24 protein-coding genes are annotated in these 24,428 nt (G+C 67.5%); 11 read left to right on the top strand and 13 right to left on the bottom strand.

The features are described from left to right. Nucleotides 1-72: 72 nt before the first annotated feature. The 4 genes from FHR66_RS11285 to FHR66_RS11270 all read left to right on the top strand — a co-directional run bounded on the left by FHR66_RS11285 (nt 73) and on the right by FHR66_RS11270 (nt 4,579). Nucleotides 73-1,215 carry an ABC transporter ATP-binding protein gene (locus FHR66_RS11285; protein WP_017912269.1) on the top strand — a complete coding sequence of 381 codons (1,143 nt, stop codon included), beginning with the start codon at nt 73-75 and terminating at the stop codon, nt 1,213-1,215. A gap of 83 nt (nt 1,216-1,298) precedes the next feature. After that, nucleotides 1,299-2,174: an ABC transporter permease subunit gene (locus FHR66_RS11280; RefSeq protein ID WP_425612950.1), complete on the top strand. Its 876-nt coding sequence runs from the start codon at nt 1,299-1,301 to the stop codon at nt 2,172-2,174. Then, nucleotides 2,171-3,022, top strand: a complete 852-nt coding sequence (locus FHR66_RS11275; RefSeq protein ID WP_160965843.1) for an ABC transporter permease subunit — start codon at nt 2,171-2,173, stop codon at nt 3,020-3,022. Before FHR66_RS11280 ends, FHR66_RS11275 begins: the two co-directional genes overlap by 4 nt. A 192-nt stretch (nt 3,023-3,214) precedes the next feature. Continuing rightward, nucleotides 3,215-4,579 (top strand): NAD-dependent succinate-semialdehyde dehydrogenase, encoded by a 1,365-nt coding sequence (locus FHR66_RS11270; protein ID WP_160965845.1) that lies wholly within the window; start codon nt 3,215-3,217, stop codon nt 4,577-4,579. A 143-nt stretch (nt 4,580-4,722) separates the two neighbouring features. On the opposite strand, the gene FHR66_RS11265 is transcribed toward FHR66_RS11270, so the two are convergent. From FHR66_RS11265 to FHR66_RS11225, 9 genes are all read right to left on the bottom strand, one after another. After that, complete coding sequence (locus FHR66_RS11265) at nt 4,723-5,718, bottom strand: magnesium and cobalt transport protein CorA (protein ID WP_160965899.1); 996 nt, start codon at nt 5,716-5,718, stop codon at nt 4,723-4,725. 49 nt (nt 5,719-5,767) lie between these two features. Continuing rightward, complete coding sequence (locus tag FHR66_RS11260) at nt 5,768-7,015, bottom strand: lipoprotein N-acyltransferase Lnb domain-containing protein (protein ID WP_237475263.1); 1,248 nt, start codon at nt 7,013-7,015, stop codon at nt 5,768-5,770. Between the two features lie 44 nt (nt 7,016-7,059). After that, the gene (locus tag FHR66_RS11255) at nt 7,060-7,941 is read right to left on the bottom strand and encodes an HlyC/CorC family transporter (protein WP_160965847.1); all 882 of its coding nucleotides are present in this window, start codon (nt 7,939-7,941) and stop codon (nt 7,060-7,062) included. A gap of 110 nt (nt 7,942-8,051) precedes the next feature. Continuing rightward, on the bottom strand, nt 8,052-8,666 hold the full coding sequence (locus tag FHR66_RS11250) for a hypothetical protein (protein ID WP_160965849.1): 615 nt from the start codon (nt 8,664-8,666) through the stop codon (nt 8,052-8,054). A gap of 169 nt (nt 8,667-8,835) precedes the next feature. Beyond that, nucleotides 8,836-9,321: an rRNA maturation RNase YbeY gene (gene ybeY, locus FHR66_RS11245; RefSeq protein ID WP_017908182.1), complete on the bottom strand. Its 486-nt coding sequence runs from the start codon at nt 9,319-9,321 to the stop codon at nt 8,836-8,838. Nucleotides 9,322-9,503: 182 nt separating this feature from the next. Continuing rightward, nucleotides 9,504-10,070, bottom strand: coding sequence for a hypothetical protein (locus FHR66_RS11240; protein ID WP_160965851.1), 567 nt, complete (start codon nt 10,068-10,070; stop codon nt 9,504-9,506). Then, nucleotides 10,067-11,053 (bottom strand): PhoH family protein, encoded by a 987-nt coding sequence (locus tag FHR66_RS11235; protein ID WP_160965853.1) that lies wholly within the window; start codon nt 11,051-11,053, stop codon nt 10,067-10,069. The genes FHR66_RS11240 and FHR66_RS11235 overlap by 4 nt, the downstream gene beginning before the upstream one ends. Nucleotides 11,054-11,419: 366 nt before the next feature. Then, nucleotides 11,420-11,851 carry an ACT domain-containing protein gene (locus FHR66_RS11230; RefSeq protein WP_160965855.1) on the bottom strand — a complete coding sequence of 144 codons (432 nt, stop codon included), beginning with the start codon at nt 11,849-11,851 and terminating at the stop codon, nt 11,420-11,422. Next, nucleotides 11,848-12,345 (bottom strand): OsmC family protein, encoded by a 498-nt coding sequence (locus FHR66_RS11225; RefSeq protein WP_160965857.1) that lies wholly within the window; start codon nt 12,343-12,345, stop codon nt 11,848-11,850. The genes FHR66_RS11230 and FHR66_RS11225 overlap by 4 nt, the downstream gene beginning before the upstream one ends. Before the next feature lie 71 nt (nt 12,346-12,416). Between FHR66_RS11225 and FHR66_RS11220 the strand changes: the two genes are divergently transcribed. Further along, nucleotides 12,417-13,082 (top strand): ArsR/SmtB family transcription factor, encoded by a 666-nt coding sequence (locus FHR66_RS11220; protein WP_160965859.1) that lies wholly within the window; start codon nt 12,417-12,419, stop codon nt 13,080-13,082. A 51-nt stretch (nt 13,083-13,133) separates the two neighbouring features. Here the strand turns inward: FHR66_RS11220 and FHR66_RS11215 are convergent, their stop codons facing one another. The 4 genes from FHR66_RS11215 to FHR66_RS11200 all read right to left on the bottom strand — a co-directional run bounded on the left by FHR66_RS11215 (nt 13,134) and on the right by FHR66_RS11200 (nt 18,721). After that, a complete protein-coding gene (locus FHR66_RS11215; RefSeq protein WP_160965861.1) occupies nt 13,134-15,164 on the bottom strand; it encodes a hypothetical protein in 2,031 nt (676 codons plus the stop codon). A gap of 190 nt (nt 15,165-15,354) precedes the next feature. Next, nucleotides 15,355-16,806 (bottom strand): tRNA (N6-isopentenyl adenosine(37)-C2)-methylthiotransferase MiaB, encoded by a 1,452-nt coding sequence (gene miaB / locus FHR66_RS11210; protein ID WP_160965863.1) that lies wholly within the window; start codon nt 16,804-16,806, stop codon nt 15,355-15,357. Between the two features lie 154 nt (nt 16,807-16,960). Further along, complete coding sequence (locus tag FHR66_RS11205) at nt 16,961-17,998, bottom strand: DUF4344 domain-containing metallopeptidase (protein WP_167087791.1); 1,038 nt, start codon at nt 17,996-17,998, stop codon at nt 16,961-16,963. Nucleotides 17,999-18,106: 108 nt separating this feature from the next. Beyond that, nucleotides 18,107-18,721 (bottom strand): glutathione S-transferase family protein, encoded by a 615-nt coding sequence (locus tag FHR66_RS11200; protein WP_160965867.1) that lies wholly within the window; start codon nt 18,719-18,721, stop codon nt 18,107-18,109. A gap of 76 nt (nt 18,722-18,797) precedes the next feature. On the opposite strand from FHR66_RS11200, the gene FHR66_RS11195 reads away from it, so the two are divergent. The 6 genes from FHR66_RS11195 to FHR66_RS11170 all read left to right on the top strand — a co-directional run bounded on the left by FHR66_RS11195 (nt 18,798) and on the right by FHR66_RS11170 (nt 24,415). Then, complete coding sequence (locus FHR66_RS11195) at nt 18,798-19,772, top strand: helix-turn-helix transcriptional regulator (protein WP_160965869.1); 975 nt, start codon at nt 18,798-18,800, stop codon at nt 19,770-19,772. Nucleotides 19,773-19,871: 99 nt separating this feature from the next. Then, a complete protein-coding gene (locus tag FHR66_RS11190) occupies nt 19,872-20,828 on the top strand; it encodes a lytic transglycosylase domain-containing protein (protein ID WP_160965871.1) in 957 nt (318 codons plus the stop codon). Nucleotides 20,829-20,974: 146 nt separating this feature from the next. After that, complete coding sequence (gene petA, locus FHR66_RS11185; protein ID WP_160965873.1) at nt 20,975-21,604, top strand: ubiquinol-cytochrome c reductase iron-sulfur subunit; 630 nt, start codon at nt 20,975-20,977, stop codon at nt 21,602-21,604. A 3-nt stretch (nt 21,605-21,607) separates the two neighbouring features. Further along, nucleotides 21,608-22,870: a cytochrome b gene (locus tag FHR66_RS11180; protein ID WP_160965875.1), complete on the top strand. Its 1,263-nt coding sequence runs from the start codon at nt 21,608-21,610 to the stop codon at nt 22,868-22,870. Beyond that, a complete protein-coding gene (locus FHR66_RS11175) occupies nt 22,863-23,609 on the top strand; it encodes a cytochrome c1 (RefSeq protein ID WP_160965877.1) in 747 nt (248 codons plus the stop codon). The genes FHR66_RS11180 and FHR66_RS11175 overlap by 8 nt, the downstream gene beginning before the upstream one ends. A 170-nt stretch (nt 23,610-23,779) precedes the next feature. Next, a complete protein-coding gene (locus tag FHR66_RS11170) occupies nt 23,780-24,415 on the top strand; it encodes a glutathione S-transferase N-terminal domain-containing protein (protein ID WP_010342124.1) in 636 nt (211 codons plus the stop codon). Nucleotides 24,416-24,428: the final 13 nt, after the last annotated feature.

The following is a 24,428-nucleotide window of genomic DNA, read 5'->3' as shown; positions in this document are numbered from 1 at the left end:
GCGGTTCACCGCGCCGCGGTCGCCACTGCATCGGCGCTCCGCACGACGGCGTGTTTCACGGGGAAATCACCAATGGCGTTGAGCGAAGCGAGAACCGACCATCTGCCGGCGCCGCCGCCGGCCAAGGGGGCCGGTTATGTGTCCATCGCCGGCCTGCGCAAGGAGTTCGACGGGTTCGTCGCGCTGGACGACATCGATCTGGACATCGGCCAGGGCGAGATCTTCGCGCTGCTCGGCGGCTCCGGCAGCGGCAAGTCGACGCTGCTGCGCTGCCTGGGCGGGTTCGAGCAGCCCAGCCGCGGCCGCATCGTGCTCGACGGCCAGCCGCTGGATGGGCTGCCGCCGTACCAGCGGCCGCTCAACATGATGTTCCAGTCCTACGCGCTGTTCCCGCACATGAGCGTGGAGCAGAACATCGCCTTCGGGCTGAAGCAGGACGGGTTGTCGCGCAGCGCCATCGCCAGCCGCGTCGGCGAGATGCTGGAGCTGGTGCGGCTGGGCACGCTCGGCAAGCGCAAGCCGCACCAGCTCTCCGGCGGCCAGCAGCAGCGCGTGGCGCTGGCGCGCTCGTTGGCCAAGCGGCCGAAATTGCTGCTGCTGGACGAACCGATGGGCGCGCTGGACAAGAAGCTGCGCTCGCAGATGCAACTGGAGCTAGTGTCCATCATCGAGACCTCGGGGGTGACCTGCGTGATGGTCACCCACGACCAGGAGGAGGCGATGACCATGGCCACGCGCATCGCGCTGATGGAGCAGGGGCGCATCCGTCAGGTCGGTACGCCGGGCGACATCTACGAATCGCCGAACAGCCGTTTCGTTGCCGAGTTCATCGGCTCGGTGAACATGTTCGAGGGCCGCATCGGCGAAGACCACCCCGACCACGTGACCGTGCTCTGCCCGCAGTTCCCGGTGCCCATCTACATCAGCCACGGCATCACCGGCGTGGAAGGGCAGGAGGTGGCGTTCGCGGTGCGTCCGGAAAAGGTCTGGATCACCAAGGGCGAACCCGAGCAGACCTACAACAAGGCGCGCGGCACCATCGAGGACATCGCCTATTTCGGTAGCCACTCGATCTTCCACGTGCGCCTGCCCAGCGGTATCCGCGTGCAATCCAACTTCGCCAACCAGAAGCGCTGGGACAGCGAAGGCATGACCTGGGGCGACACGGTGTGGGTGTCGTGGGACGACAACGACGGCGTGGTGCTGACCGCATGAGCGCGCCCGTCGTGCCGGTGCCGCCCGACTCGACACTGCGGCTGCGCCTGCAGCAGCGCTTGCGCCTGCGCTCCCTGCCGGCGATGCGCTGGCTGGTGATCGCCGCGCCGTACCTGTGGCTGCTGCTGTTCTTCGCGATCCCGTTCCTGATCGTGCTGCGCATTTCCTTCGCCGAACAGGCGATCCGCAGCCCGCCGTACAGCGAGCTGCTGCAGGTCCGCGACGGCGTGCTGACGCTGAAGCTGACCCTGCAGAACTACCTGGCGCTGCTGCGCGACCACCAATACATCGAGGCCTACTGGGGCTCGATCAAGATCGCCGGCATCTCCACCGTGCTGACCCTGCTGATCGGCTACCCGATGGCCTACGCGATCGCACGGCTGTCGCCGTCGGCGCGCAACATCGCGATGATGCTGGTGGTGCTGCCGTCGTGGACCTCGTTCCTGATCCGCGTCTATGCCTGGATCGGCATCCTCGACAGCAACGGCGTGCTCAACCGGGCGTTGCTGGCGCTGGGCCTGATCGATGCGCCGCTGCACATCCTGTACACCCCGGTCGCGGCCTACATCGGCATCGTCTACTGCTACCTGCCGTTCATGGTGCTGCCGCTGTACGCGACCCTGGTCAAGCTCGACCAGCGCCTGCTCGAGGCCGCCTACGATCTCGGCGCGCCGCCGTGGAAGGCATTCCTCACCGTGACCCTGCCGTTGTCGCGGCCGGGTATCGTCGCCGGCTGCATGCTGGTGATGATCCCGGCGGTGGGCGAGTTCGTGATCCCGGAGATGCTCGGCGGTCCGGACACGCTGATGATCGGCCGGGTGCTGTGGGGCGAGTTCTTCAACAACCGCGACTGGCCGACCGCCTCGGCGGTGGCGATCGCGATGCTGGCGTTGCTGATGGTGCCGATCCTGATCTTCAACCGCTACCAGCAGCGCCAGCTCGAAGGCGGGCAGGCATGAGCGGCGCGCGCGGCGGCATGGGCACGGTGCTGCGCTGGACGGTGCTGGGCGCCGGCTTCGCGTTCCTGTACCTGCCGATCCTGCTGTTGATGGTGTATTCGTTCAACGCCTCCAAGCTGGCGACGGTGTGGGCCGGTTTCTCCACCAAGTGGTACGGCGAGTTGCTGCGCGACCGGCAGATCCTGCAGGCGGCGTGGATCAGCCTGAAGGTGGCGTTCTGGACCGCGACCGCGTCGATGGTGCTCGGCACGTTGGCGGCGATGGCGATGACCCGCTTCCGCCGCTTTCCCAGCAAGAGCCTGTTCGGCGCGCTGGTGACCGCGCCGCTGGTGATGCCGGAGGTGATCATCGGCCTGTCGATCATGATGATGCTGGTGTCGATGGGCGGCGTGCTTGGCATCCCGCCCAAGGGGGTGATGGCGATCTGGGCCGCGCACGTCACCTTCACCCTGTCCTTCGTCACCGTGGTGGTGTCCTCGCGCCTGCAGGAGCTGGACCGCTCGCTGGAAGAGGCGGCGATGGACCTGGGCGCCAACCGACTCAAGGTGTTCTTCCTGATCACCGTGCCGATCATCGCGCCGGCGCTGGTGTCGGGCTGGCTGCTGGCGTTCACCCTGTCGCTGGACGACGTGGTGATCGCCAACTTCGTCGCCGGCCCGGATTCGACCACGCTGCCGATGACCGTGTTCTCCTCGGTGCGCATGGGCCTGAAGCCCAAGATCAACGCGCTCGCCACGCTGATGGTGCTGGCGGTGTCGATCGCCGCCGTCGTCGGCTGGTGGTTGATGGCGCGCAACGAGAAGCGGCGTCAGCGCGATATCCAGCTGGCTCAGCAGCAAGCCGGCTAAGGTGTTGCGTTGCTCCGCGTAGGAGCGGCTTCAGCCGCGACTGGGCATTGCCGGTAACGGCCCCGTCGCGGCTAAAGCCGCTCCTACGGGCCTTGCGGAACACTGTGAGCCATCGCACTCGGCACCATCGCCACGCCGCTGCAACTTCCGCCGCGCTAGGCTGGCCGGACATTTTTTCGAGGAGTCCGCGCGATGCCTTACGACACCGTCAACCCGGCCAACGGCCAGGTCGAATACAGTCTCGAGCTGATGGATGCCGCTGCCGTCGAGCAGCGCCTGGCCGCCGCGGCGCAGGCGTTCCCGGGCTGGGCGGCGACGCCGCTGGAGCAGCGCGGCGCGCTGGTGCGCAAGGTCGGTGCGCAGTTGCGCGACCAGCGCGACGCGATCCAGCGGGTGATGACCGCGGAAATGGGCAAGCTGCGCAAGGAAGCCCTGGCCGAACTCGACAAGTGCGCCGCGGCCTGCGACTACTACGCCGAGCACGCGGCCGAGTATCTGCGCGAGCAGGCGGTGGCCACCGATGCGCAGCGCAGCTACGTGCGCTACGAACCGCTGGGCTGCGTGCTGGCGGTGATGCCGTGGAACTTCCCGATCTGGCAGGTGTTCCGCTTCCTGGCGCCGGCGCTGATGGCCGGCAACGTGGCCCTGCTCAAGCACGCCAGCAACGTGCCGCGCTGTGCCGACGCGATCGCCAAGGTGCTGGCCGACGCCGGCCTGCCGACCGGCGTGTTCGACGTGCTGCACATCGACAACGACCAGGCCGCCGAGGTGCTGCGCGATGCGCGGGTGGCCGCGGTCACCCTGACCGGCAGCGAGCGCGCTGGCCGCTCCATCGCCGCCAACGCCGGTGGGCAGCTGAAGAAGTGCGTGATGGAACTGGGCGGCAGCGACGCCTTCGTGGTGCTGGACGACGCCGATCTGGACGTCACCGTGGCCGCGGCGGTGAAGTCGCGCTTCGACAACGCCGGGCAGACCTGCATTGCGGCCAAGCGCTTCGTGGTGGTGGAGGCGATCGCCGACGAATTCGTGCGTCGCTTCGTGGCCGCCGCCGCCGAGCGTCGCCTCGGCGATCCGCAGGACGAGGCGACCACGCTGGCGCCGATGGCGCGCCAGGACTTGCGCGACGAACTGCACAAGCAGGTGCAGGCCAGCATCGCCAAGGGGGCCAAGCCGTTGCTCGGTTGCGAGCCCGAGCGCGGCAGCCACGCCGGCTATCCGGCGTCGATCCTCGACCACGTGGCGCCGGGCATGCCGGCCTACGACGAAGAACTGTTCGGCCCGGTCGCGGCGATCCTGCGCGTGGCCGACGAAGCCGAAGCCGTACGCGTGGCCAACGACACCACGTTCGGCCTCGGCGGCAGCGTGTGGACCGGCGACCGCGCCCGCGGCGAACGCGTGGCCTGTCAACTCGAGTGCGGCGCCGCCTTCGTCAACGCCATCGTCAAGAGCGACGTACGCCTCCCGTTCGGCGGCATCAAGCGCTCCGGCTTCGGCCGCGAACTGGCCGAACACGGCATCCACGAGTTCATGAACATCAAGACGGTGTATGTGGCTTGAGGGCCGGGATTGGGGAGTCGGGATTGGGGATTCGCAAATGCGGATCCCCTCCGCTGATGCATCCCGTGCAACCCAGGCTTTAAACCATCAGGCGCAGCGCACCGCTTCAACGAATCCCAAATCCCCAATCTCCAATCCCGGCTTCACAGCCACCTTGCCCGCTTGAACGCCACATACAGCGCCACGCACACCGCGGCGACGCCGCCGACCATCAGCGGGTAGGCCCAGGGCCATTCCAGTTCCGGCATCTGCTTGAAGTTCATGCCGTACCAGCTGGTGATCAGGGTCGGGGCGGCGAGCAGGGCGGCCCACGCGCCGAGGCGCTTGACCGTCTCGCCCTGGGCCAGGGTGACCAGCGACAGGTTCACGCTCAGCGCGGTGCCGAGCATTTCGCGCAGGGTGTCGATGGCGTCGTTGGTACGCACCGCATGGTCGAGCACGTCGCGCACGTACAGCCGCACTTCCTCGGCGATCAGCGGGCCGGGGTGGCGCTTGAGGTGCGCCAGCACGTCCTGCAGCGGCGCCACGCCCAGGCGCATCTGGTTGAGTTCGCGCTTGAGTTCGTACAGGCGGATCGCGGTGTCGCGCCGATACGCCTCGGCGAAGATGTCCGTCTCCAGGCGTTCCAGGCTCTGCCGGAAGTCGTCGAGGATCGGCTGGTAATTGTCGACGATGTAGTCCAGCACCGCGTACAGCGCGTACGACGGCCCCAGTTTCATCAGCGAGGCCTCGCGTTCCAGCCGCTCGCGCACCGGCGCGTAGGGCAGCGAGGCGCCATGGCGCACGGTCAGCAGGAAGCGCTCGCCGAGGAAGGCGTGGGTCTCGCCGTAGACGATGCGCGCGTCGATCACCTGCGCGGTGTGCACCGCCAGGAACAGCGAATTGCCGAAGGCCTCGACCTTGGGCCGCTGGTGCGCCTTGCGGGTGTCCTCGATCGCCAGTTCGTGCAGCTGGAACTCTTCCTTGAGCTGCTGCAACACGGCGTCGCCGGGCTCGTACATGCCGACCCAGACGAAGCCGTCGTCATGCCCGGCCAGCACATCGCTGATCTGCTCCAGGGCGATGTCGTGGCGGCGGCCGTGGCCGTCGTAGTGCACGCAGTTGATGACGCAGGCGGGATTGGCGGTCGCGGAGGCCATGGCGGGTCGGGTTCGGCGGAGGCGCGCGTGGCGAGGTGGCGCGACGGTATCAGGGCTGCGGGCGAGGGCGGGTGAGCGCCCAGGCCAGCGCCGCGTGCACCGGCAGCAGCAGCGCGATCCATTGCAGGTTGAACTGCGGCTGCAGCATCGACAGCCAGTGGATCAGCAGCGCGGCGCCGGCCAGCGCCACCACCAGCCACAGCAGCACGTCGAACCAGCGCCCGGGGCGGCGCCCGCGCAGCAGCGCCACGCCGCCGACCAGCAGCGGCAGGCACAGTGGATCCAGCAGCAGCAGGTTGCGGTTGCCCCAGGCGGCGCGATGCTCGCTGAAGCCCCACAGGTACAGCAGGACCGCACCGCCCAGCGCGCACAGCAGCCAGAACGGCAGCGCCAGCGCGGCCAGCCAGCGCGGGCGGCGGCCCAGCGCCAGCACACCGGCCGCCGCGGCCAGCCCGACCAGCAGCCACGGCCACCAGTGCCGCAGCTGTTCCGGCGGCTCCGGCGGCAGGCGCTGCGGCAGCAACTGCTGGCGCGCCTGCACCAGCGGGCGGCCGGCGCTGTTGCGCACCTCGTTCAGGCTCTCGGCCAGGCGCATCGGCACGAAGGCTTCTTCCCAGCGCGACAGCGGCTTGTCGGCATACGGGCCCAGGCCCAGGTCGAAGCCGAGCCACATCCACGGCGCCGGCGAGGCCAGGCGCACCGATTCGCTGCGGTAGGTGTTGCCGCGCGAGCGGCCCGACAGTTGCGCATGCAGCGCCCCGCCCATGGCCCGGTCCAGCGCGTCGCGGACCATCGTGGCGCAGTTGGCGGTGTAGTAGTCGTAGCGGTAGCGGGCATTCTCCGGGCGTGCGCGCCAGGCCAGCGCCTGCTCGAGCGCGCGTGCCTGCGCCGGCGCCAGGTCCAGCCACTGGATGTCCACGCCGCGTCCGGCCTCGCGGTACTGCTGCAGATCCTCCTGCAGCGGCAGTGCGACCAGGTAATAGCGCATGTCGCCGGCGGCGAAGCGGCCGACGAAGCCCGGTTCGCTGGGGTCGAAGAACCCGAAGTTGTACGAGGTGGCCTGGCCCGTGCGCGGATCCAGCACCACGATGGCGTCGTGGCCGAAGCGCTCGAAGAACACTTCGCCGGGCTGCATCGTGGCCACGCCGATGCGCGGCGCCGGGTCGCTGGCATCGGCCGCGGCGGGCGCAGCCGCAACGGGCGCCGCGGGTACCGGTGCGGCCAGCGGCGGCGGTGACGCCGGATCCGGGGACGTGGTCTGTGCGAAGGCCAGCCCGGCCCACAGGGCCAGCAGCATTCCCAGCCAGCAGGCCGCGCGTCTGCGCGGCACGGCGTGCGTGCTCAAGCGCCGTCCTGCGCAGGAGGCGGCAGGATGGTCACGTGGAAGGCCTGCACCCGGCGCGCGTCGGCCCGCGCCACACGGAATGCGAACCGCCCCAGGGTCAGTTCCTCGCCGGTCTCGGGCAGGTGGCCGATCGCCTCGGTGACCAGCCCGCCGACGGTGTCGTAGTCGTCGTCGGGGAAGTCGGCGCCGAAGCGTTCGTTGAAATCCTCGATCGGGGTCAGCGCATCCACCACGTACTGGCCGTCGGCCTGCGCGGCGATCAGCGACGCCTCGTCCTCGGCGTCGTCGTGCTCGTCGTCGATGTCGCCGACGATCTGCTCCAGCACGTCCTCGATGGTCACCAGCCCGGCCACGCCGCCGTACTCGTCGACCACGATCGCCATGTGGTTGCGCGAGAGCCGGAACTCCTTGAGCAGCACGTTGAGCTTCTTCGACTCGGGAATCAGCACCGCCGGCCGCAACAGTTCGCGCACCGTGCCCGGACCGTCATCGGCGACCACGCCGCGCAGCAGGTCCTTGGCCAGCAGGATGCCGAGGATGTCGTCCTTGTTCTCGCCATGCACCGGGAAGCGCGAATGGCCGGATTCGACCACCTGCTTCATCAGGTCGAGGAAGCGCGCCTCCACCGGCAGCGAGACCATCTGCGCGCGCGAGATCATCACATCGCCGACGGTGAGTTCGGAGACCGACAGCGCGCCCTCCATCATGCGCAGCGTGTCGGCGGCGATCAGGCCATCGTGCTGCGCGTCGCGCAGCACCTCGACCAGATCGTCGCGGGTGTGCGGGTCGCCGGAGAACACCGAGGTCAGGCGTTCCAGCCAGCCGCGACGTTTTTCGTGGGATTCCGGGGAGGAGCTACTCGGTCCGTCTTCTGACATGTTCTGTGGGTAGGCGCCGATCGAACGGGCGGTAAGGGCAAGTCTAGCAGGGCGGTCGCGACAGCATCGCGACGCCGGCGGCGGGCCATCGGCGGCGCGCCGGCCCGGGTTCAGCCGCCGGGGGGCGGAGTATGCAGCGCGTCGGGTGCCGGTGCCGCGCCCGGTTCTTCGGGCAGGTCCAGGCTGTAGCTGCAGCCGGCCAGGGTCTTGCCGGGGTGCGATTTCACCGTGGACACGCTGAGGATGATCGACTCGATCATCGGCTCGCCGGTCTTGGGGTCGTGGACGTCGCGGCTGAGCACCTCGCGGCCGAACATGGCCTTCTCCGGGGTGTCCACCGCCGCTTCCAGGTTCAGGCGCTTGGCCAGCGGCCGCGGGTCGGGCAGGTCCAGGATCGCCATCACGCTGGCGCCGGAGAAGGCGATGCGCTCGCTGCTGTAGCCGAACACCTGGATCGGCCGGGTCAGCGCGTACTCGGTCATGAACAGGTTGGACTGCGGCAGCGGTCGCCAGCCGTGCGCCACCGCCTTCAGCGGATCGGCCAGCAGCGGCGCCAGCGCACTGAAGTCGGCCACGTGCTGGCGGCATTCCAGCAGGGCCGGCAGGTCGATGGCCGGATCGGCGGCCGTGGTGGCGGCAGGCGCTGCCGCCGGCGGCACGGCAGGCGCGGCGACCGCCGGAGCGGCGCAGGCGAGCGCGAGCAGGACGAGCGAGGGACGGATCAACGCACGGAACCTCGAAGGAAAACGGGGCGGCGATCGCCGCGCGGCCACGTTACCGCCGGCGCCTGCGCTTGACCAGCGCGGGAGAGGTGGGTGACACACCGAGCCCCTCTCCCCCCGGGAGAGGGGTCGGGGTGAGGGTCGGTCGCGGCAGAGCGCGCGGGATATCGGATCAACGCTCGCCGGCGTAGGGGTCGGACACGCCGAGGTCGGCGAGGATCTCGCGCTCCAGTTGCTCCATCGCCTCGGCTTCCTTGTCGTCCTCGTGGTCCCAGCCGAGCAGGTGCAGCACGCCGTGCACGGTCAGGTGCGCGTAATGCGCGTTCAGCGGCTTGTCCTGTTCGGCGGCTTCGCGCGCCACCACCGGTGCGCAGATCACCAGATCGCCGAGCAGCGGCAGTTTGACGCCTTTCGGCAGCCCCTCCGGCAGTTCCGCCGGGAAGCTGAGCACATTGGTGGCGTAGTCCTTGCCGCGGTAGTGCTGGTTGAGGGCGCGGCCTTCGCGGTCGTCGACCAGGCGGATCGCCAGATCGGCCTCGCGGATGCGGCCCTTCAGCGCCGCGGCGACCCATTTGCGGAAGCTCGGCGCCGCCGGCAGCCCGGCACGGGGCAGGGCGTAGCTGACGCCGACATCGAGGCGGACGGGACCTTTGGTCATGGCGGAACGGCCGGGTGCAGCGGTGGGGGCCACAGTATCGCGCTAACGCGCGCTCAGGGCGACGCCCCGTCGCCTGCTTCGTAGGCGATCTCGATCACTGTCGTGCGGTCGATGCCGGCGTCCGCTGCGCAGTTCCGGTCATGCACGCCTTGTCCTGGAGCGGCAGACGCGCCACTACAGACTCAGGTGACGCATTCGACCAGGAACAGCACGGGCTTTTTTTCGGCGTCTATGCGGTACGCCACGCTGCCCATCGGGCCTTGCTGGCATTGCGGATTGTCGTGCCGGATCTCCACCGTGGCGGCGAAGCGCCCCGAAGCAGAGAGCCATACGGCGGCCTGGCCGCGTTCGAGCAGGTGGCCGACCAGGTAGAGGCTGTCCGCTGGCACCTTGGCGTAGGCCAGCGCGTTGCAGCCGAAGCGATCGCGTGTCACGCCGGCGGTTTCGGCCGCATCGAGCAGCGCTTGCGCGCGGGTGCCGGCGATCCAGGCCAGGCGTTGCGCTTCGTCGCCGCGCGGTGCGGTCGGCGAGGTGCGAGAAATTGCCGCAGCGCGCTCGAGGACGTCGCGCGGCAGGCCGATGCTGGCCGCGTCCTGCACGATCGACAGGCAGGGCGGGGTCAGCGATTGCGCCAGGGCGATGCGCTGCGGTGCCGGGTCCTGCGCGCGCGGCGGGTCCGACGAATGGCCGCTGGCGCCACCGGCCACGCCGAGCAGCGCTGCCAGCAGGCCGGGCCAGGGCCGGATCATGCGGCGGGTCCGGTGGCGCGGTCGACGACGTCGCGCTTCTCGTAGGCGTTGACGATGCGCGCCACCAGCGGATGCCGGACCACGTCGCGTGCCTCGAAGAAGGTGAAGCTGACCCCGTCCACCTCGTGCAGCACCTCGATGGCGTCGCGCAGGCCGGACTTGACGTGCTTGGGCAGGTCGATCTGGGTCAGGTCGCCGGTGACCACCGCGGTGCTGCCGAAGCCGAGCCGGGTCAGGAACATCTTCATCTGCTCGATGGTGGTGTTCTGCGCCTCGTCCAGGATCACGTAGGCGTCGTTGAGGGTGCGTCCGCGCATGTACGCCAGCGGCGCGATCTCGATGACGTTCTTTTCCAGCAGCTTGACCACCTTCTCCACGCCCAGCATCTCGTACAGCGCGTCGTACAGCGGGCGCAGGTAGGGATCGACCTTCTGGCTGAGGTCGCCGGGCAAAAAGCCCAGCTTCTCGCCGGCCTCCACCGCCGGGCGCACCAGGATCAGGCGCTGCACCCGCGATTCGTTCAGCGCTTCCACCGCGCTGGCCACGGCCAGGAAGGTCTTGCCGGTGCCGGCCGGGCCGATGCCGAAGTTGATGTCGTGGGTGGCGATCTGGTGCAGGTACTTGGCCTGGTTGGCACCGCGGCCGCGCACCGTGCCGCGCCTGACCTTGATCGCCACGTCCTGCGGCTGGTACGCGCGCTGCGCGACCTGGTCGACGTTGGACTGGTTGAGCCGCAGGTGGATCTCCTGGTCGTCGAAGGCGACGTGGTCGGCCTCGGCGTACAGCGCCTGCAGTAGCCGCTCGGCCGCCGCCACCGCCTGCTCCGGCCCGGTCACCCGGTACACGTTGCCGCGGTTGGAGATCTCCACGCCCAGGCGCAGTTCGATCTGCCGCAGGTGCGCGTCGAACGGGCCGGCCAGGTTGGCCAGGCGCTCGGTGTCGGCGGGATCCAGGGTGAAGTCGCGTTGCGCAGGGGTGGTCATGGCGGGCGCACGCCGCCAGCGGCGGCGTCGAAGAAACGAGGGGCGCAAAGGGTAGCGCGCAGCGCGTAGCCGGGCCAGTGAAGGGCGCGCGGCGGCGCCGTCGTGGTGCGCAGGCTGCCGCAGTGGAGGTGCGCCGTGCGGATCGGCGCGCGCAGGCGCGGCGCCACCGCCGCGATCCTCGCGCCGCGGCGATGGCAACGTTGTCCACAATGGATGTGGATCGATTGTCCAAAAGCCTGTGGACAACCGCGCGAACGCCTTGCCGCGCAAGGCGCCGGCCTGTGCTGGCGAAAAAATCGCACCGATCCGCCCGGCAACGCCTGCATTGCGGCGGCGCTGGTCCCGCGGAATCGGTTGCGGCGCGTCTTATCGACGATCGCCAGCGTCGGTGTCGCCTTCGCAGCGCGCCTCGCGGGCCTGCATCCATGCGTCCGCAATCGCGCATGCACCGGCGGGGTCGTCCACGACCAGGATCAGTTGCCCGTGGTGGTCGCTGTACTGCACGGCGATGTTGATGCCGGCGGCGCCGAGCATGCCGGTCAGCAGGCCGAGCTGCCCCGGCGTTTCCTGGTCCAGGCGCAGGCTCACCACTGGGTGTTCGGCGGCCACGTGGAAACCGTGCGCGCGCAGGGTCTGGCTTGCCGGTGCGGCGGCGTCGAACAGGAAGTGCGCGACCGCGCGCCCGTCCACGCGCCACACGCCGCCGCCTTCGATGCTGATGCCGGCCGCGCCGAGCGCCTGGGCCATCGCGGACAGGGCGCCCGGGCGGTCTTCGAGATGGATTTCCACGTCCTTCATCGGCCAGCCTCCGGCGGCCCGTCCAGGCGCACGATCGTCGCCTCGCAACGCACCGGCATGGCGCAGCTGTTGGCGATGAAGCACTGCGCGTGGGCCTGCGCATGCAAGGCCTGCGCGCGGCGCGCATCGGCGTCCGCCGCGATGGTTACCCGCGGTGCCAGCGCCACCTCGCGAAAGCGCCCGCCCTGGCCTGGGCGAAGCGCCAGCCAGCCCTGCGCCTGGTCCTCGTAGGCCAGCACCCGGATGCCGGCATGCGCGCACAGCGCCAGGTAGGTGAGCATGTGGCAGGCAGCGAGGGCGCCGACCAGCAGATCCTCGGGGTTGTGCAGCGCCGGGTCGCCGCGGAAGCATGGGTCGGCGCTGCCAGTCAGGGTCGGCTTGCCTGGCACGTTCAACGCGTAGTCGCGGCCGTAGCCGCTGTAGTCGGCGGTGCCGTCGCCGCGGTTGCCGGTCCAGTGCAATTGCGATGCGTAGTGGTGGAGCGTGTCGGTCATGCGCCTGCCTCGTGTGGAGAGCGGGCACGGTAGGCGCCGGCGCGGCGCCATGCTTCGTCTAGAATCGAAGCATGAGCGAAGACACCCTGCTTGCGCGCGCCGCATTCCTGCTCGGTGATGCGGCGCGTAGCCGCATGCTGGCGGCGTTGATGAGCGGGCAGGCGCGCACCGCCAGCGAACTGGCGCTGGACGGTGAGGTCGCGCCGTCGACCGCAAGCCGGCATCTGGCGCAACTGGTCGATGCCGGCTTGATCGAGGTCGCGCAACAGGGCCGGCACCGCTATTTCCGCCTGGCCGGCGCGCAGGTCGCGGCGGCGGTCGAGGCGATGATGGGGCTGGCGCCGCCACCGATGACGCGGCGGGTCGGCCCGGCGGATCCCGCCTTGCGCCGGGCACGGGTGTGCTACGACCACCTCGCCGGCGAACTGGCGATTGCCTGGCGGCAGCAGATGGAAGCGCGCGGGCACCTGCTGTGCAGCGACGGCATGGCCCTGAGCGCGTCCGGCGCGGACTGGTGCGCGGCGATCGGCATCGACGTCGTGGTGCTGCGTGCGTCGCGCCGGCCGTTGTGTCGGCCGTGCCTGGACTGGAGCGAGCGCCGCGACCACGTCGCCGGTGCGCTGGGCAGCGCCGTGCTCGGGTATCTGCTCGACAACGGCCTGGCCCGGCGTGTGCCGGATTCGCGGGCCGTGCAGATCGGCCCGCGCGGAGGACGGTTCCTCAGCGCGCTCGACTAGGGCGTGCCCGCCGCCGCTCAGGCCGCGGCGTCGTCCTCGGTGATCGTCACCTTAAAGGTCACGGTGTAGCCAGTTCTTCTGCCAAAAAAATTCATGTAACTGACTATCGGTGCCCACGTAATCAATTCTAGGTATGCCTTCTCCGTCTGTGTATCCGACTGGATCGGAGGCGATAGATACTGCGCCGCCTACGATAGACATATCTTCAGCGATCCACTGCCCATCGATTTCCGTCAGGTGGTGTAGGTGATGGTCGACTCCTTGGTACAGCAAGTTCGCGTTGCCATTCATCACGAATCCGGAAGGTGAGCCGAGTGCTGCGACGAAATCAGGCATATGTTCGAAACTGGTGTCATGCCATCCATCGCTTTCCGTTTTCAATTGATGGACAATACCGTTGATGTCCCGATAGATCACCCTAGGGGATCCGCCTGAGTCGACGAACGCACGTGGATCTGTCGCTGCAGAGGTTGCTCCTGGGGTCGTCGTCATGTTCCATGCCTGCCACTTGCCATTCCAAAAGAATAGTTCAATGATCTGATTTCCCACGCTTCGATAAAAAACCCTATCGGCGTTGCCTGCTTGATAGCCGATCGGGCTTCCTTCGGCTGCCGGAAGGCTTTCTGCTTGCGCCAATGCGGTAATGTCGTTTTTTGTCCAGCCTGATGGAGTTAGGCGCACTTCGTGGACATGGCCGGACACATCGCGAAAGTAAACTCGAGTGATGTTGTCGGCTGGAGTGTATCCGCGTGGAGGACTATACGAATCTGGCAGGCCGAGTGCTGCACTCATGTCCCATATCTGCCAAGACGCTTTGGTGCGGAACGCTTCAAGGATATGATGTCCGTTGCCTGAAAAGTAAATGCGTTGTACGCCGTTGGCATATGTCACGGATGGATCGTCGACGGCAAGGTGGGTCGCTATTTTTTCAAGTATCGGTCCTTCTGGGCCAAGTTCTGCGGAGAAGTCGAGTAGATCGCCGGCACTATTGCGAAATACGATCAGGGGCTCACCTCGAGCAGGTGTTGCCGGCACTCCAATTGCATCGTGAGGGATAGTACTTGTTACCCTGATGTTGCCAATACTCATGCCAAGCTGGCTGGGTGATGCGCCATTACAATTGCTTGCATTGGCTTTGCATGGGTCGTAAACCTCTCCATTCACATTGATGAGCGTGAGAGCATAATCAAGTGGATTTGAAGAGAGCTTGCGGTGATCTGCAAAGGTTCTCGCGACGTCGTCCCGCATCAGTATCAGCTGGGTGGGTGACAAGCGAAAATGAACTCTCGTTGGCGAAAATGTCCCAGTTCGGAAATGCGTTGAATCGGGCATCCGAGTGATCCACCGTGGAGCGTCCAGCCCTGCATTGACGAGAGGGAGTGCGGTGGTTCCGGTATCGTCACGAATGGTGATTTCATTCGTTGCCCCAGTCATGTCGGGGCCTGTGTATCCAACGGAAATGCTAAAGGTGCATTTGTCATCGCAGCCGCCGCTGGTGTCGGTCACGATCATCTGAAAGTACGCTTGCGAGTGTGCTCCGCCACTGGCGGCAACGTATTGAACGCCTGTGTCAAATGCAACATCCAAGACCTGATAACTATTCGAATACACTCTTGCGTAAGGTGGTTCTTGGTACCAGCACCCTACGTTTGTGGAAAGGGATCCGTTGGCGAGAGGGGTTGGATCGTTCTGGGTGTTCATCCAAAATCCTACCCAGCGTCCCATCATTTGCTCTCCCGATTTGGCGTAGGAGTCCACATGGGCGCGCTGCACACCTGCAAGATCGGTGGCCGCCAATCCGGTGTATTCCGACATGCGCCAATGCGTAACCGGAATCAATGGTGAACTTGGCGATGATGACCAAGAGTCATGCAGGGTGTAGCGATTGCTGGTTGGGAAAGGAGCATCGGTCACGACTTGGTCTATCGAGCTGCCATCCACGTAGGGTTGATAGAACGGAAGCGTAAGAAAAGCGGGCGATGTGAGTGATAGCGGATCCTGTCGTAGGTTTAGACATTGAATGCCGCTCTTGCTGATGTTGCCGTTTTCTGCTTGTGCAATATGAGAGAGCATTAAAGCCATTCCCAAGCTGATCCAACTTCTACGGTATATGGCTGGCATTAGCTGCTCTGAATGCTTGAGTTGTCTCAGGCTGTTTTAGCAACGCCTGAGTTTCTTGATGGGGCTGGCTCTTGAGGTTGTCCGAGTGGGCCGGAGTGAATGATGCGCTTGATGAAGTGCCTGCAGGTTTTTGTCTGCACCTTCGCAATGCTCAATCCGCAACCACCAGGCGGCCGCGCAGCGAATTGCTCAGCGCTTCGGTGATCGTCACCTCGACGAACTGGCCGATCAGGCGCGGGTGGCCGGGGAAGTTCACCGAGCGCATGTTCTCGGTCTTGCCGGTCAGCTCGGCCGGGTTCTTCTTCGACGGCCCTTCCACCAGCACGGTCTGCACGCTGCCGACCATGCTTTGCGAGATCTGCTGCGCACGCGCATTGATGTGCGCCTGCAGCCGCGCCAGCCGCGCATGTTTGACCGCCTCGGGGGTGTCGTCTTCCAGGTCGGCGGCGGGCGTGCCCGGGCGCCGCGAGTAGATGAAGGAGAAGCTCTGGTCGAAGCCCACGTCCTCGATCAACTTCATGGTCTTCTCGAAGTCGGCGTCGGTCTCGCCGGGGAAGCCGACGATGAAGTCCGAGCTGATCGAGATGTCAGGGCGCACCGCGCGCAGCTTGCGGATCTTCTGCTTGAACTCCAGCGCGGTGTAGCCGCGCTTCATCGCGCTGAGGATGCGGTCGCTGCCGGCCTGCACCGGCAGGTGCAGGTAGTTGGCCAGCTGCGGCACGTCGCGGTAGGCCTCCACCAGCGAGTCGCTGAACTCCAGCGGATGCGAGGTGGTGAAGCGGATGCGGCCGATGCCCTCGATCTGCGCGATGCTGCGGATCAGCAGGCCCAGGTCGGCATGCTGCAGGTCCTCGCCGGCCTCGGCGTCGGCGTAGGGACCGCGGTAGGCATTGACGTTCTGGCCGAGCAGGTTGATCTCGCGCACGCCCTGCGCCGCCAGTTGCGCCACTTCCACCAGCACGTCCTCGAACGGCCGGCTGATCTCCTCGCCGCGGGTGTAGGGCACCACGCAGAACGAGCAGTACTTGGAGCAGCCTTCCATGATCGACACGAAGGCCGACGGGCCTTCGGCGCGCGGCTCCGGCAGGCGGTCGAACTTCTCGACTTCGGGGAAGCTGATGTCCACCTGCGACTTGCCCGATTCGCGCCGCGCGCGGATCAGTTCCGGCAGCCGGTGCAGGGTCTGCGGGCCGAACACCAGGTCCACGTAGGGCGCGCGCTTGACGATGGCCTCGCCTTCCTGCGACGCCACGCAGCCGCCGACGCCGATGATCACCGGCTTGCCGCCGGCCTTCAGCGCCTTCCAGCGACCGAGCTGGCTGAACACCTTCTCCTGCGCCTTCTCGCGGATCGAGCAGGTGTTGACCAGGACCACGTCCGCTTCTTCCGGGTTGTCGGTCAGCTCCAGGCCCTCGGACGCGGCGAGCACGTCGGCCATCTTGGCCGAGTCGTACTCGTTCATCTGGCAACCGTGGGTCTTGATGTACAGCTTGCCGCGCACCACGGTCGGTGGTGCCGGCCGTGCGCTCGGCAGCGGCAGCAGGGCGGGGACGTCCGCGGCGGCGGTCGCGGTCGGCGAAACAGGGGCGGGCGTCCCGGGCATGGCGCTTATTCCAGACGGGTTGCGGGCGGGCAGCCGGCGACGGCTGCGGTGAGCCACATAGTGTATCGGGAACCGCGCCAGGACGTTGCGCGGTGGCCAGTCCGGCACGGAAGGCGCAGACGGCCGGCGTTGTCGCCGGCCGCCCGGGTGCGGCTCAGCGCACGTAGGGGGATTCGGCGTTCTCTTCCTGCTTGCGCTTGGCCTCGTCGTAGCGCCGCTGCGCCTCTTCGCCGCTCATCCGGTACTTGGGTGCGAGATGCGGCAGCAGCAACTTGGCCCAGGCGGTAGTGATGCGTTCGCTTTCGGTCTGGCAGCGCAGGGCACGGTCCTCGGGCAGCATGCCGCTGGTGACCAGGCGCAGGTATTTGGCCGGGTCGTGCCCGTACAGCATGCACATCAGGTTGTAGAAGCGTTGCTGACCGAGCGAATGCTCGTCGGCGAAGTCGGCCGCGCCGTACTGTTCCTTGGTGTTCAGCATGAAGAACAGACCGGCCAGGCGCAGGTTCTCAGCCAGAATGCTCGGCGACTCGTTGGGGGCCATGAACATCAGCATGAGCGATGAGGCCAACTGATCGGCAGCATCCTCTTCACGGCCGGTGCTGGGCAGCTTCAGCATGTCGATCAGCGCGTGGCCGAATTCGTGCAGCATGATGAAGCGTGCGTTGGCGAGCAGGAAGCGTGCGCTGAAGTTTTGATCCTGGTTCTGTTCGCCGAGGCCGGCGCCGACCTTGACCAGCATGTCCACCATTTCATAGCACATCACCAATTCGTGCTTGGCGGGCGAGTAAAAGGCATTGATCTGGCCGCATTCGGCCGCGATCAGATGCAGCGGCCCCGGCAGCATCAGCATCCCGTCCATCGCGTTGATCTCGGGCAGGCGATGCAGGATGTCGATGTCGACGGCGAAGTCGTGCGCCTCCTTCAGGTCGGGATTCTTCGGCGCGACATACTCGTAGGTGAACTTGACCCCTTCCGCGGCCACTGCATCCGCGGCCGGCGCCGGCGGAGCCCCGGCGGCCTTGTCGGCCTCGGCGGGCGCGGCCTGCTTGGGGTCGGCTGGCTTGGCCGCGGTTGCCGCCACCGGCGCTGCCGCCGTCGGGGCGGCCTGTTGCGCCTTCCAGGTGCTGTATCCCCAGGCGCCGCTGACCGCCAGCAACGCGAACAGCAGAATTGCGATCAAGATCTTTTGCATGGCGATGTCTTCCTTGGCGTCGATGGCGAGTCCGTGCGCGGAGCACACGCAACGCGAATGGTACGGTGCAGACTCTCTGCAGGAAAGCTGCGGCGTCGCTGGCAGGGCTCAGGCGGCGGCGTCCACCGCCAGCGCGCGCTGCACCGCCGGCCGTGCCGCCATGCGTTCGGCGTACGCGCGGGTCGGTGCCGGCGGGTCGAGCAGGCCGAACCCCAGCATCCAGCCCAGTGCGCTGCCCCACAGCACGTCGGCGGCGCTGCAGCGGTCGCCGAGCAGGTAGTCGCCGCGCGCCAGTTGCGCGTCCACCACCGCCAGTACGGTGTCGCAGTCGGCATACGGCGACATCGCCCGCGGCGGCGGGGCGCGCTTGAGCGCGCGATCGACCAGTGCCGGTTCGAAGCAGGCGCCGTAAAACGCCAGCCAGCGCAGGTAGGGGCCGCGCAGCGGGTCGCCGATCGGCGGCGCCATGCCGGCCTCGGGATACAGGTCGGCCAGGTAGGGGTAGATCGCGCCCTGTTCGGTGACCACCGCGCCGGCATGCACGATGGCCGGCACCTTGCCCATCGGGTTGATCGCCAGGTACTCCGGCGCCAGTTGCCCCTGCCGATCGAAGTCGATGCGCTCGATGGCGTAGTCGGCGCCCAGTTCCTCGAGCAGGATCAGCACGCCGCGCGAGCGCGAATGCGGGTTGTGGAACAGGGTGACGTGGCGGTCGGCGGTCATGGGCGGCTCCTGGGTGGTCGGTGCGCACAGCCTAGACCCCATTGCGGACAGCTTCTGTCCGCAATAGCGTGCACCGATGTCATCGCCCGCCGCCCGCCTGTTGCGCCTGATCGCCTTGCTGCAGACCCGCCGCCTGTGGTCCGGCGCCGAACTGGCGGCGCGGTTGGGGGTGGACCGGCGCAGCCTGCGCCGCGACGTGGAGCGGCTGCGCGCGCTGGGCTATGCGGTGGAGGCGGCGGCCGGCGTCGGCGGCGGCTACCGGCTCGCGGCGGGCGCGCAGATGCTGCCGCTGCTGTTCGAGGAGGACGAAGCGGTGGCGGTCGCGGTGGCGCTGCGCGCTGCCTGCGCCAGCATGGCCGGCCTGGAGGACACCGCGGTGCGGGTGCTGGCCAAGCTCGAACCGCTGCTGCCGGCGAGGGTGCGGCAGCGCGCCGAGGCCTTGCAGGGGGCGACCCTGGCGCTGGGCCAGGACCCGCTGCGGCCGGACACGCGGGTGCTGATCGGTGTCGCCAGCGCCTGCCGCGACCGGCGCCTGCTCGGCTTCGCCTATCGCGACCACGGCGGCCGCGCCAGCCAGCGCCTGGTCGAACCCTTGCGGCTGGTCAACGCCGGCCGCCGCTGGTACCTGCTGGCCTGGGACCGCGACCGCACCGACTGGCGCACCTTCCGCGCCGAGCGCATCGCGCCGCCCTTGCAGCTCGGCGCGGCGGTGGCCTTGCGCCTGCCGCCGCAGGAACCGGCCGCCATGGTCGACGCGGCGATCCGCTACAGCCCGCAGGCGCTGGGCTACGCCCTCAGCGTGCGGTTGCGCGGCAACGCCGCCGAGCTGGGGGCGCGCATTCCGCTGTGGTGCGGCACCCTGCAGGACGAGGCCGACGGCCACTGCCGGCTGTCGCTGCTGGCCGACGCGGTGCCGTGGCTGGCGGCGCAGTTGCTGACCCTCGGCGTGCCGTTCGCCGGGCTGGAGGCTACGCCCGAGGTGCGTGCGGCGCTGCGTGAGGCGCTGAACGCGTTGCTGGAGCAGGTGCCGGAGTCGGTTCCGGTGGGATAGGTGCTACGGCCAGGGAGGGCACACTGACCGCTCGGCCGCGTCGCGGCCTCGAGCGGCCTGGACTTGGCAAGCGCCAGGGAAGTTGGGACACTCGCCGCCATGAAGGGGAAGCTGTGGCTCCTGGGGCTGGGACTCGCCACGTTGACGGCTGCGCCGGCCAGCGCCGGCACCCTGTACAAGTGCACCGGCGGCGACGGCGTGCCCAGCTACGGCAGCAAGCGCGTATCCGGCGCCAACTGCAGCGTGATCGGCCGCTACACCCCTGACCGCCGCGCCGCGCATACCGCCCCGGCGCCAGCGCCGGCCAGGGCCAGCACCGAGCGGCCGCCCAGCCGCGGCGTCATCGCCAACGCCGGCACCGTGGCGCCGGCCACCCTGATCAGCGCGCCGGTCGCGGCTCCTACGCCGGTCACTGCCAATGCCATGCCCAATCGCGTGGCGCCGGTGCCGCCCAGCAGCAGCGGTACGCCACGGCGCCTGGTCAGTGGCCAGCTGTACTCGTACATGAAGGACGGCGTGCGCCACTACACCAGTGCGCGCCCGACCCAGGTCGCCAATCTCGGTGCGGTGCGCACGATCCGCTACAGCTTCATGGAGACCTGCTACGCCTGCGCCAACCCGGGGGTGAACTTCGGTGCGGTGCGGCTGAACACCACCGCCTACCAGAGCGAGATCGCCGCCGCCGCGCGCGAATATGGGGTCGACGAGGCGGTGGTACGCGCCATCATCCATGCCGAGTCCGCCTACAACCCGATGGCGCTCAGTCGTGCCGGCGCGCAGGGGCTGATGCAGTTGATGCCGCCCACCGCACGCCGCTTCGGCGTCAGCGATTCGTATGATGCAGCGCAAAATATTCGCGGCGGCGTGCAGTACCTGGCGTGGTTGCTGAAGCGCTTCAACGGCAACCTCAGCCTGGCCGCGGCCGGCTACAACGCCGGCGAGGGTGCCGTAGACAAACACGGCGGCGTGCCGCCTTACAGCGAGACCCAACGCTACGTGCAACGGGTGGGCGTGCTCGCCGAGCGCTACCGCGGCGTGCTGGCGACCGCGCATTGAGCCGTCGCCGCGGCCCGGCAGGAGGCGTTGCGCGTCCATTGTCGGCGCGTTAAGGGTTCCGCTACACTGCAGTGGATTCAGTGCGGCTCGACCCCCACCGAGCTGCTGGCAGCCTCACGCTACCCAATCACAGATCGGAGTGCCGGATGGCCAACGATGGGGTCAACGATTCTGTAAACGTAGGACGCCGCCGCTTTCTCACCGCCACCACGTCCGTCGTGGGCGCGGTCGGTGCGGGGTTCGTCGCGGTTCCTTTCATCAAGTCCTGGAATCCGAGCGCAAAGGCCAAGTTGGCCGGCGCGCCGGTCACCGCCGACATCAGCGCCCTGCAGGAAGGCCAGCGCCTGATCCTGGAGTGGCGCGGCCAGCCGATCTGGATCGTCAAGCGCTCCAAGGCGATGCTCGACGCGTTGCCGTCGCTGGACGGCCGGCTCAAGGATCCGGAGTCCACCAACAAGGACCAGCAGCCGGACTACGTGCTGAAGAATCCGGAGTACCGCTCGATCAAGCCCGACGTCTCGGTGCTGGTCGGCCTGTGCACCCATTTGGGCTGCTCGCCGGAAATGGTCGCCGAGATTCGCCCCGAACCCTACGACGCCGATTGGAAGGGCGGTTACTTCTGCCCTTGCCACAAGTCGCGCTTCGACATGTCCGGCCGCGTGTTCCAGGGCGTGCCGGCGCCGATCAACCTGCTGGTGCCGCCGCACCATTATCAGGACGACAACACCCTGGTGATCGGCGTCGACCCGGCCGGGTCCGCGAAGGGAGGGGCGTAAGTCATGGCCGACAACATCCTCACCCGCACCGCGGGCAACGTGTTCGACTGGGTCAACGAGCGCGCCCCTGGGCTGATGCCGTTCTACCGCAAGCACGTCACCGAGTACTACGCGCCGAAGAACTTCAACCTTTGGTACTACTTCGGCTCGTTGGCGATGGTGGTGCTGGTCAACCAGATCGTCACCGGCATCTTCCTGACGATGCACTACAAGACCAGCGCGGCCGAGGCGTTCAACTCGGTCGAGTACATCATGCGCGACGTCGAGTGGGGCTGGCTGATCCGCTACATGCACTCCACCGGCGCCTCGCTGTTCTTCATCGTGGTGTACCTGCACATGTTCCGCGGGCTGATGTACGGCAGCTACAAGAAGCCGCGCGAACTGGTGTGGATCCTGGGCATGCTGATCTACCTGGTGCTGATGGCCGAAGCCTTCATGGGCTACGTGCTGCCCTGGGGGCAGATGTCGTTCTGGGGCGCGAAGGTGATCATCTCGCTGTTCGGTGCCATCCCGGTGATCGGCAACGGCCTGACCGAGTGGATCATGGGCGATTACCTGCCGTCCGACGCCACCCTCAACCGCTTCTTCGCCCTGCACGTGATCGCGCTGCCGCTGGTGCTGTTGCTGCTGGTGGTGCTGCACCTGGGCGCGCTGCACGAGGTCGGCTCCAACAATCCCGACGGCGTGGAGATCAAGAAAGGGCCCAAGGGCAATCGCTGGAGCCCGAACAAGCCGGCCGACGGCATCCCGTTCCATCCGTACTACACGGTCAAGGATCTGGTCGGCGTCGGCTTCCTGCTGATGATCGGCGCCTTCATCATCTTCTTCGTGCCCGGCTTCGGCGGCCTGTTCCTGGAGCACGACAACTTCACCGAGGCCAACCGCCTGGTGACGCCGGAGCACATCAAGCCGGTCTGGTACTACACCCCGTACTACGCGATGTTGCGGGTGGTGCCGAACAAGCTCGGCGGCGTGCTGGTGATGTTCTCGGCGATCGCGATCCTGTTCCTGGTGCCCTGGCTGGACCGCGCCAAGGTCAAGTCGATCCGCTACCGCGGCTGGATCTCGCGGGTGATGCTGGGAATCCTGGCGGTGTGCTTCGTCTGGCTCGGCGTGATCGGTTCCGGCCCCGGTACCGAGATCATCGAGACCTATATCGGCCGCGTGCTGACCGTGCTGTATTTCGCCTTCTTCCTGACGATGCCGATATGGACCTCGCTGGATCGAACCAAGCCGGTGCCGGAGCGGGTGAGCAGCCATGACTAAGCGCCTGATCGCTGTGTTCGCCGGCTTCGCCTCGGCGCTGCTGCTGTCCGCCTCGGCCATGGCCGCCGAGGGCGCCGCCACCCTGCAGGCCGGCAACGACCTGGGCGACCGCGCCTCGCTGCAGCGTGGCGCCAAGCTGTTCATGAACTACTGTTCCGGCTGCCACTCGCTGAAGTACCTGCGCTACCAGCGCATGGCCGAGGATCTGGGCCTGAGCGAGGACGAGGTGATGCACAACCTCAACTTCACCGGCGCCAAGATCGGCGAACACATCGAGACGGCGATGCCGCACGATGCGGCGACCAAGTGGTTCGGCAAGGCGCCGCCGGACCTGAGCCTGATCGCCCGCGTGCGTGGCACCGACTGGGTCTACACCTACCTCAAGTCGTTCTATCTCGACCAGTCGCGGCCGCTGGGCTGGAACAACAAGCTGTTCGCCAATGCCTCCATGCCCAATCCGCTGTGGGATCTGCAGGGCCTGCAGCAGCCGGTCTATGGCAAGGCCGAGCAGCCGGGGGTGGACAAGCCGGTGGAGCGGCTGCAGCTGGCGACACCGGGCAAGCAGAGCCCGGTCGAGTTCGACCAGACGGTGCGCGACATCAGCAATTTCCTCGAATACGCCGGCGAGCCGGCGGCGTTGAAGCGGCAGAGCCTGGGCGTGTGGGTGGTGCTGTTCCTGGCGCTGCTGACCTTCCTGGCCTATCTGCTGAAGAAGGAATACTGGAAGGACGTGCATTGAGCGGCGGCCGTCTCGGCCGCATCCCGGCTGCACCGTTGCTGAGCCGATCCCCTGTTCATCCTATTGGCTTTTGTGAGCGAGGGTTGCACACTCAGGGGCCGTGACGACCGTCCGCAATGTGCGGGCGGCGTCGATGCGGCCGGCGGATTCCGGCCGTCGGAGAGCCTTGAATGGCGGCGAGTTTGCGCATGCGAAATACCTTGACGTTGTTTTCCTCCACGGATGATGTCCTGTGCCACCGCGTCCGCCTGGTGCTCGCGGCCAAGGGCGTGACCTACGATTTCGTGGCGGTGGATCCGCAGAATCCGCCGGAAGACCTGATCGACCTGAATCCCTACCACTCGGTGCCGACCCTGGTGGAGCGCGAGCTGGTGCTGTACGCCGCCTCGGTGGTCAGCGAGTACCTGGACGAGCGCTATCCGCACCCGCCGCTGATGCCGGTGGACCCGCTCTCGCGCGCGCGGCTGCGCCTGGCGATGCTGCGCATCGAGCACGACTGGGTGCCGCAGGTGCAGGCGATCCAGCTCGGCAACAAGGCCCAGGCCGAAGCCGGGCGCAAGCGCCTGAAGGAACTGCTGACCGCGTCGGTGCCGCTGTTCAAGGCCAGCAAGTTCTTCCTCAATCCGGAGATGAGCCTGGCCGATTGCGCGATGGCGCCGATCATCTGGCGCCTGCAGGCGCTGGACATCCCGCTGCCGAAGGACGGCAAGGCGATCGAGGATTACGGCAACCGCATCTTCCGCAATCCGGGATTCATCCGCAGCCTGACCGACCAGGAAAAGAAACTGCGCGACCTGCCGGCATGATGCTGTCCGCCGC

It is taken from the genome of Xanthomonas sp. F4, assembly GCF_011761895.1.
This window is presented reverse-complemented; position numbering and strand designations above follow the sequence as displayed.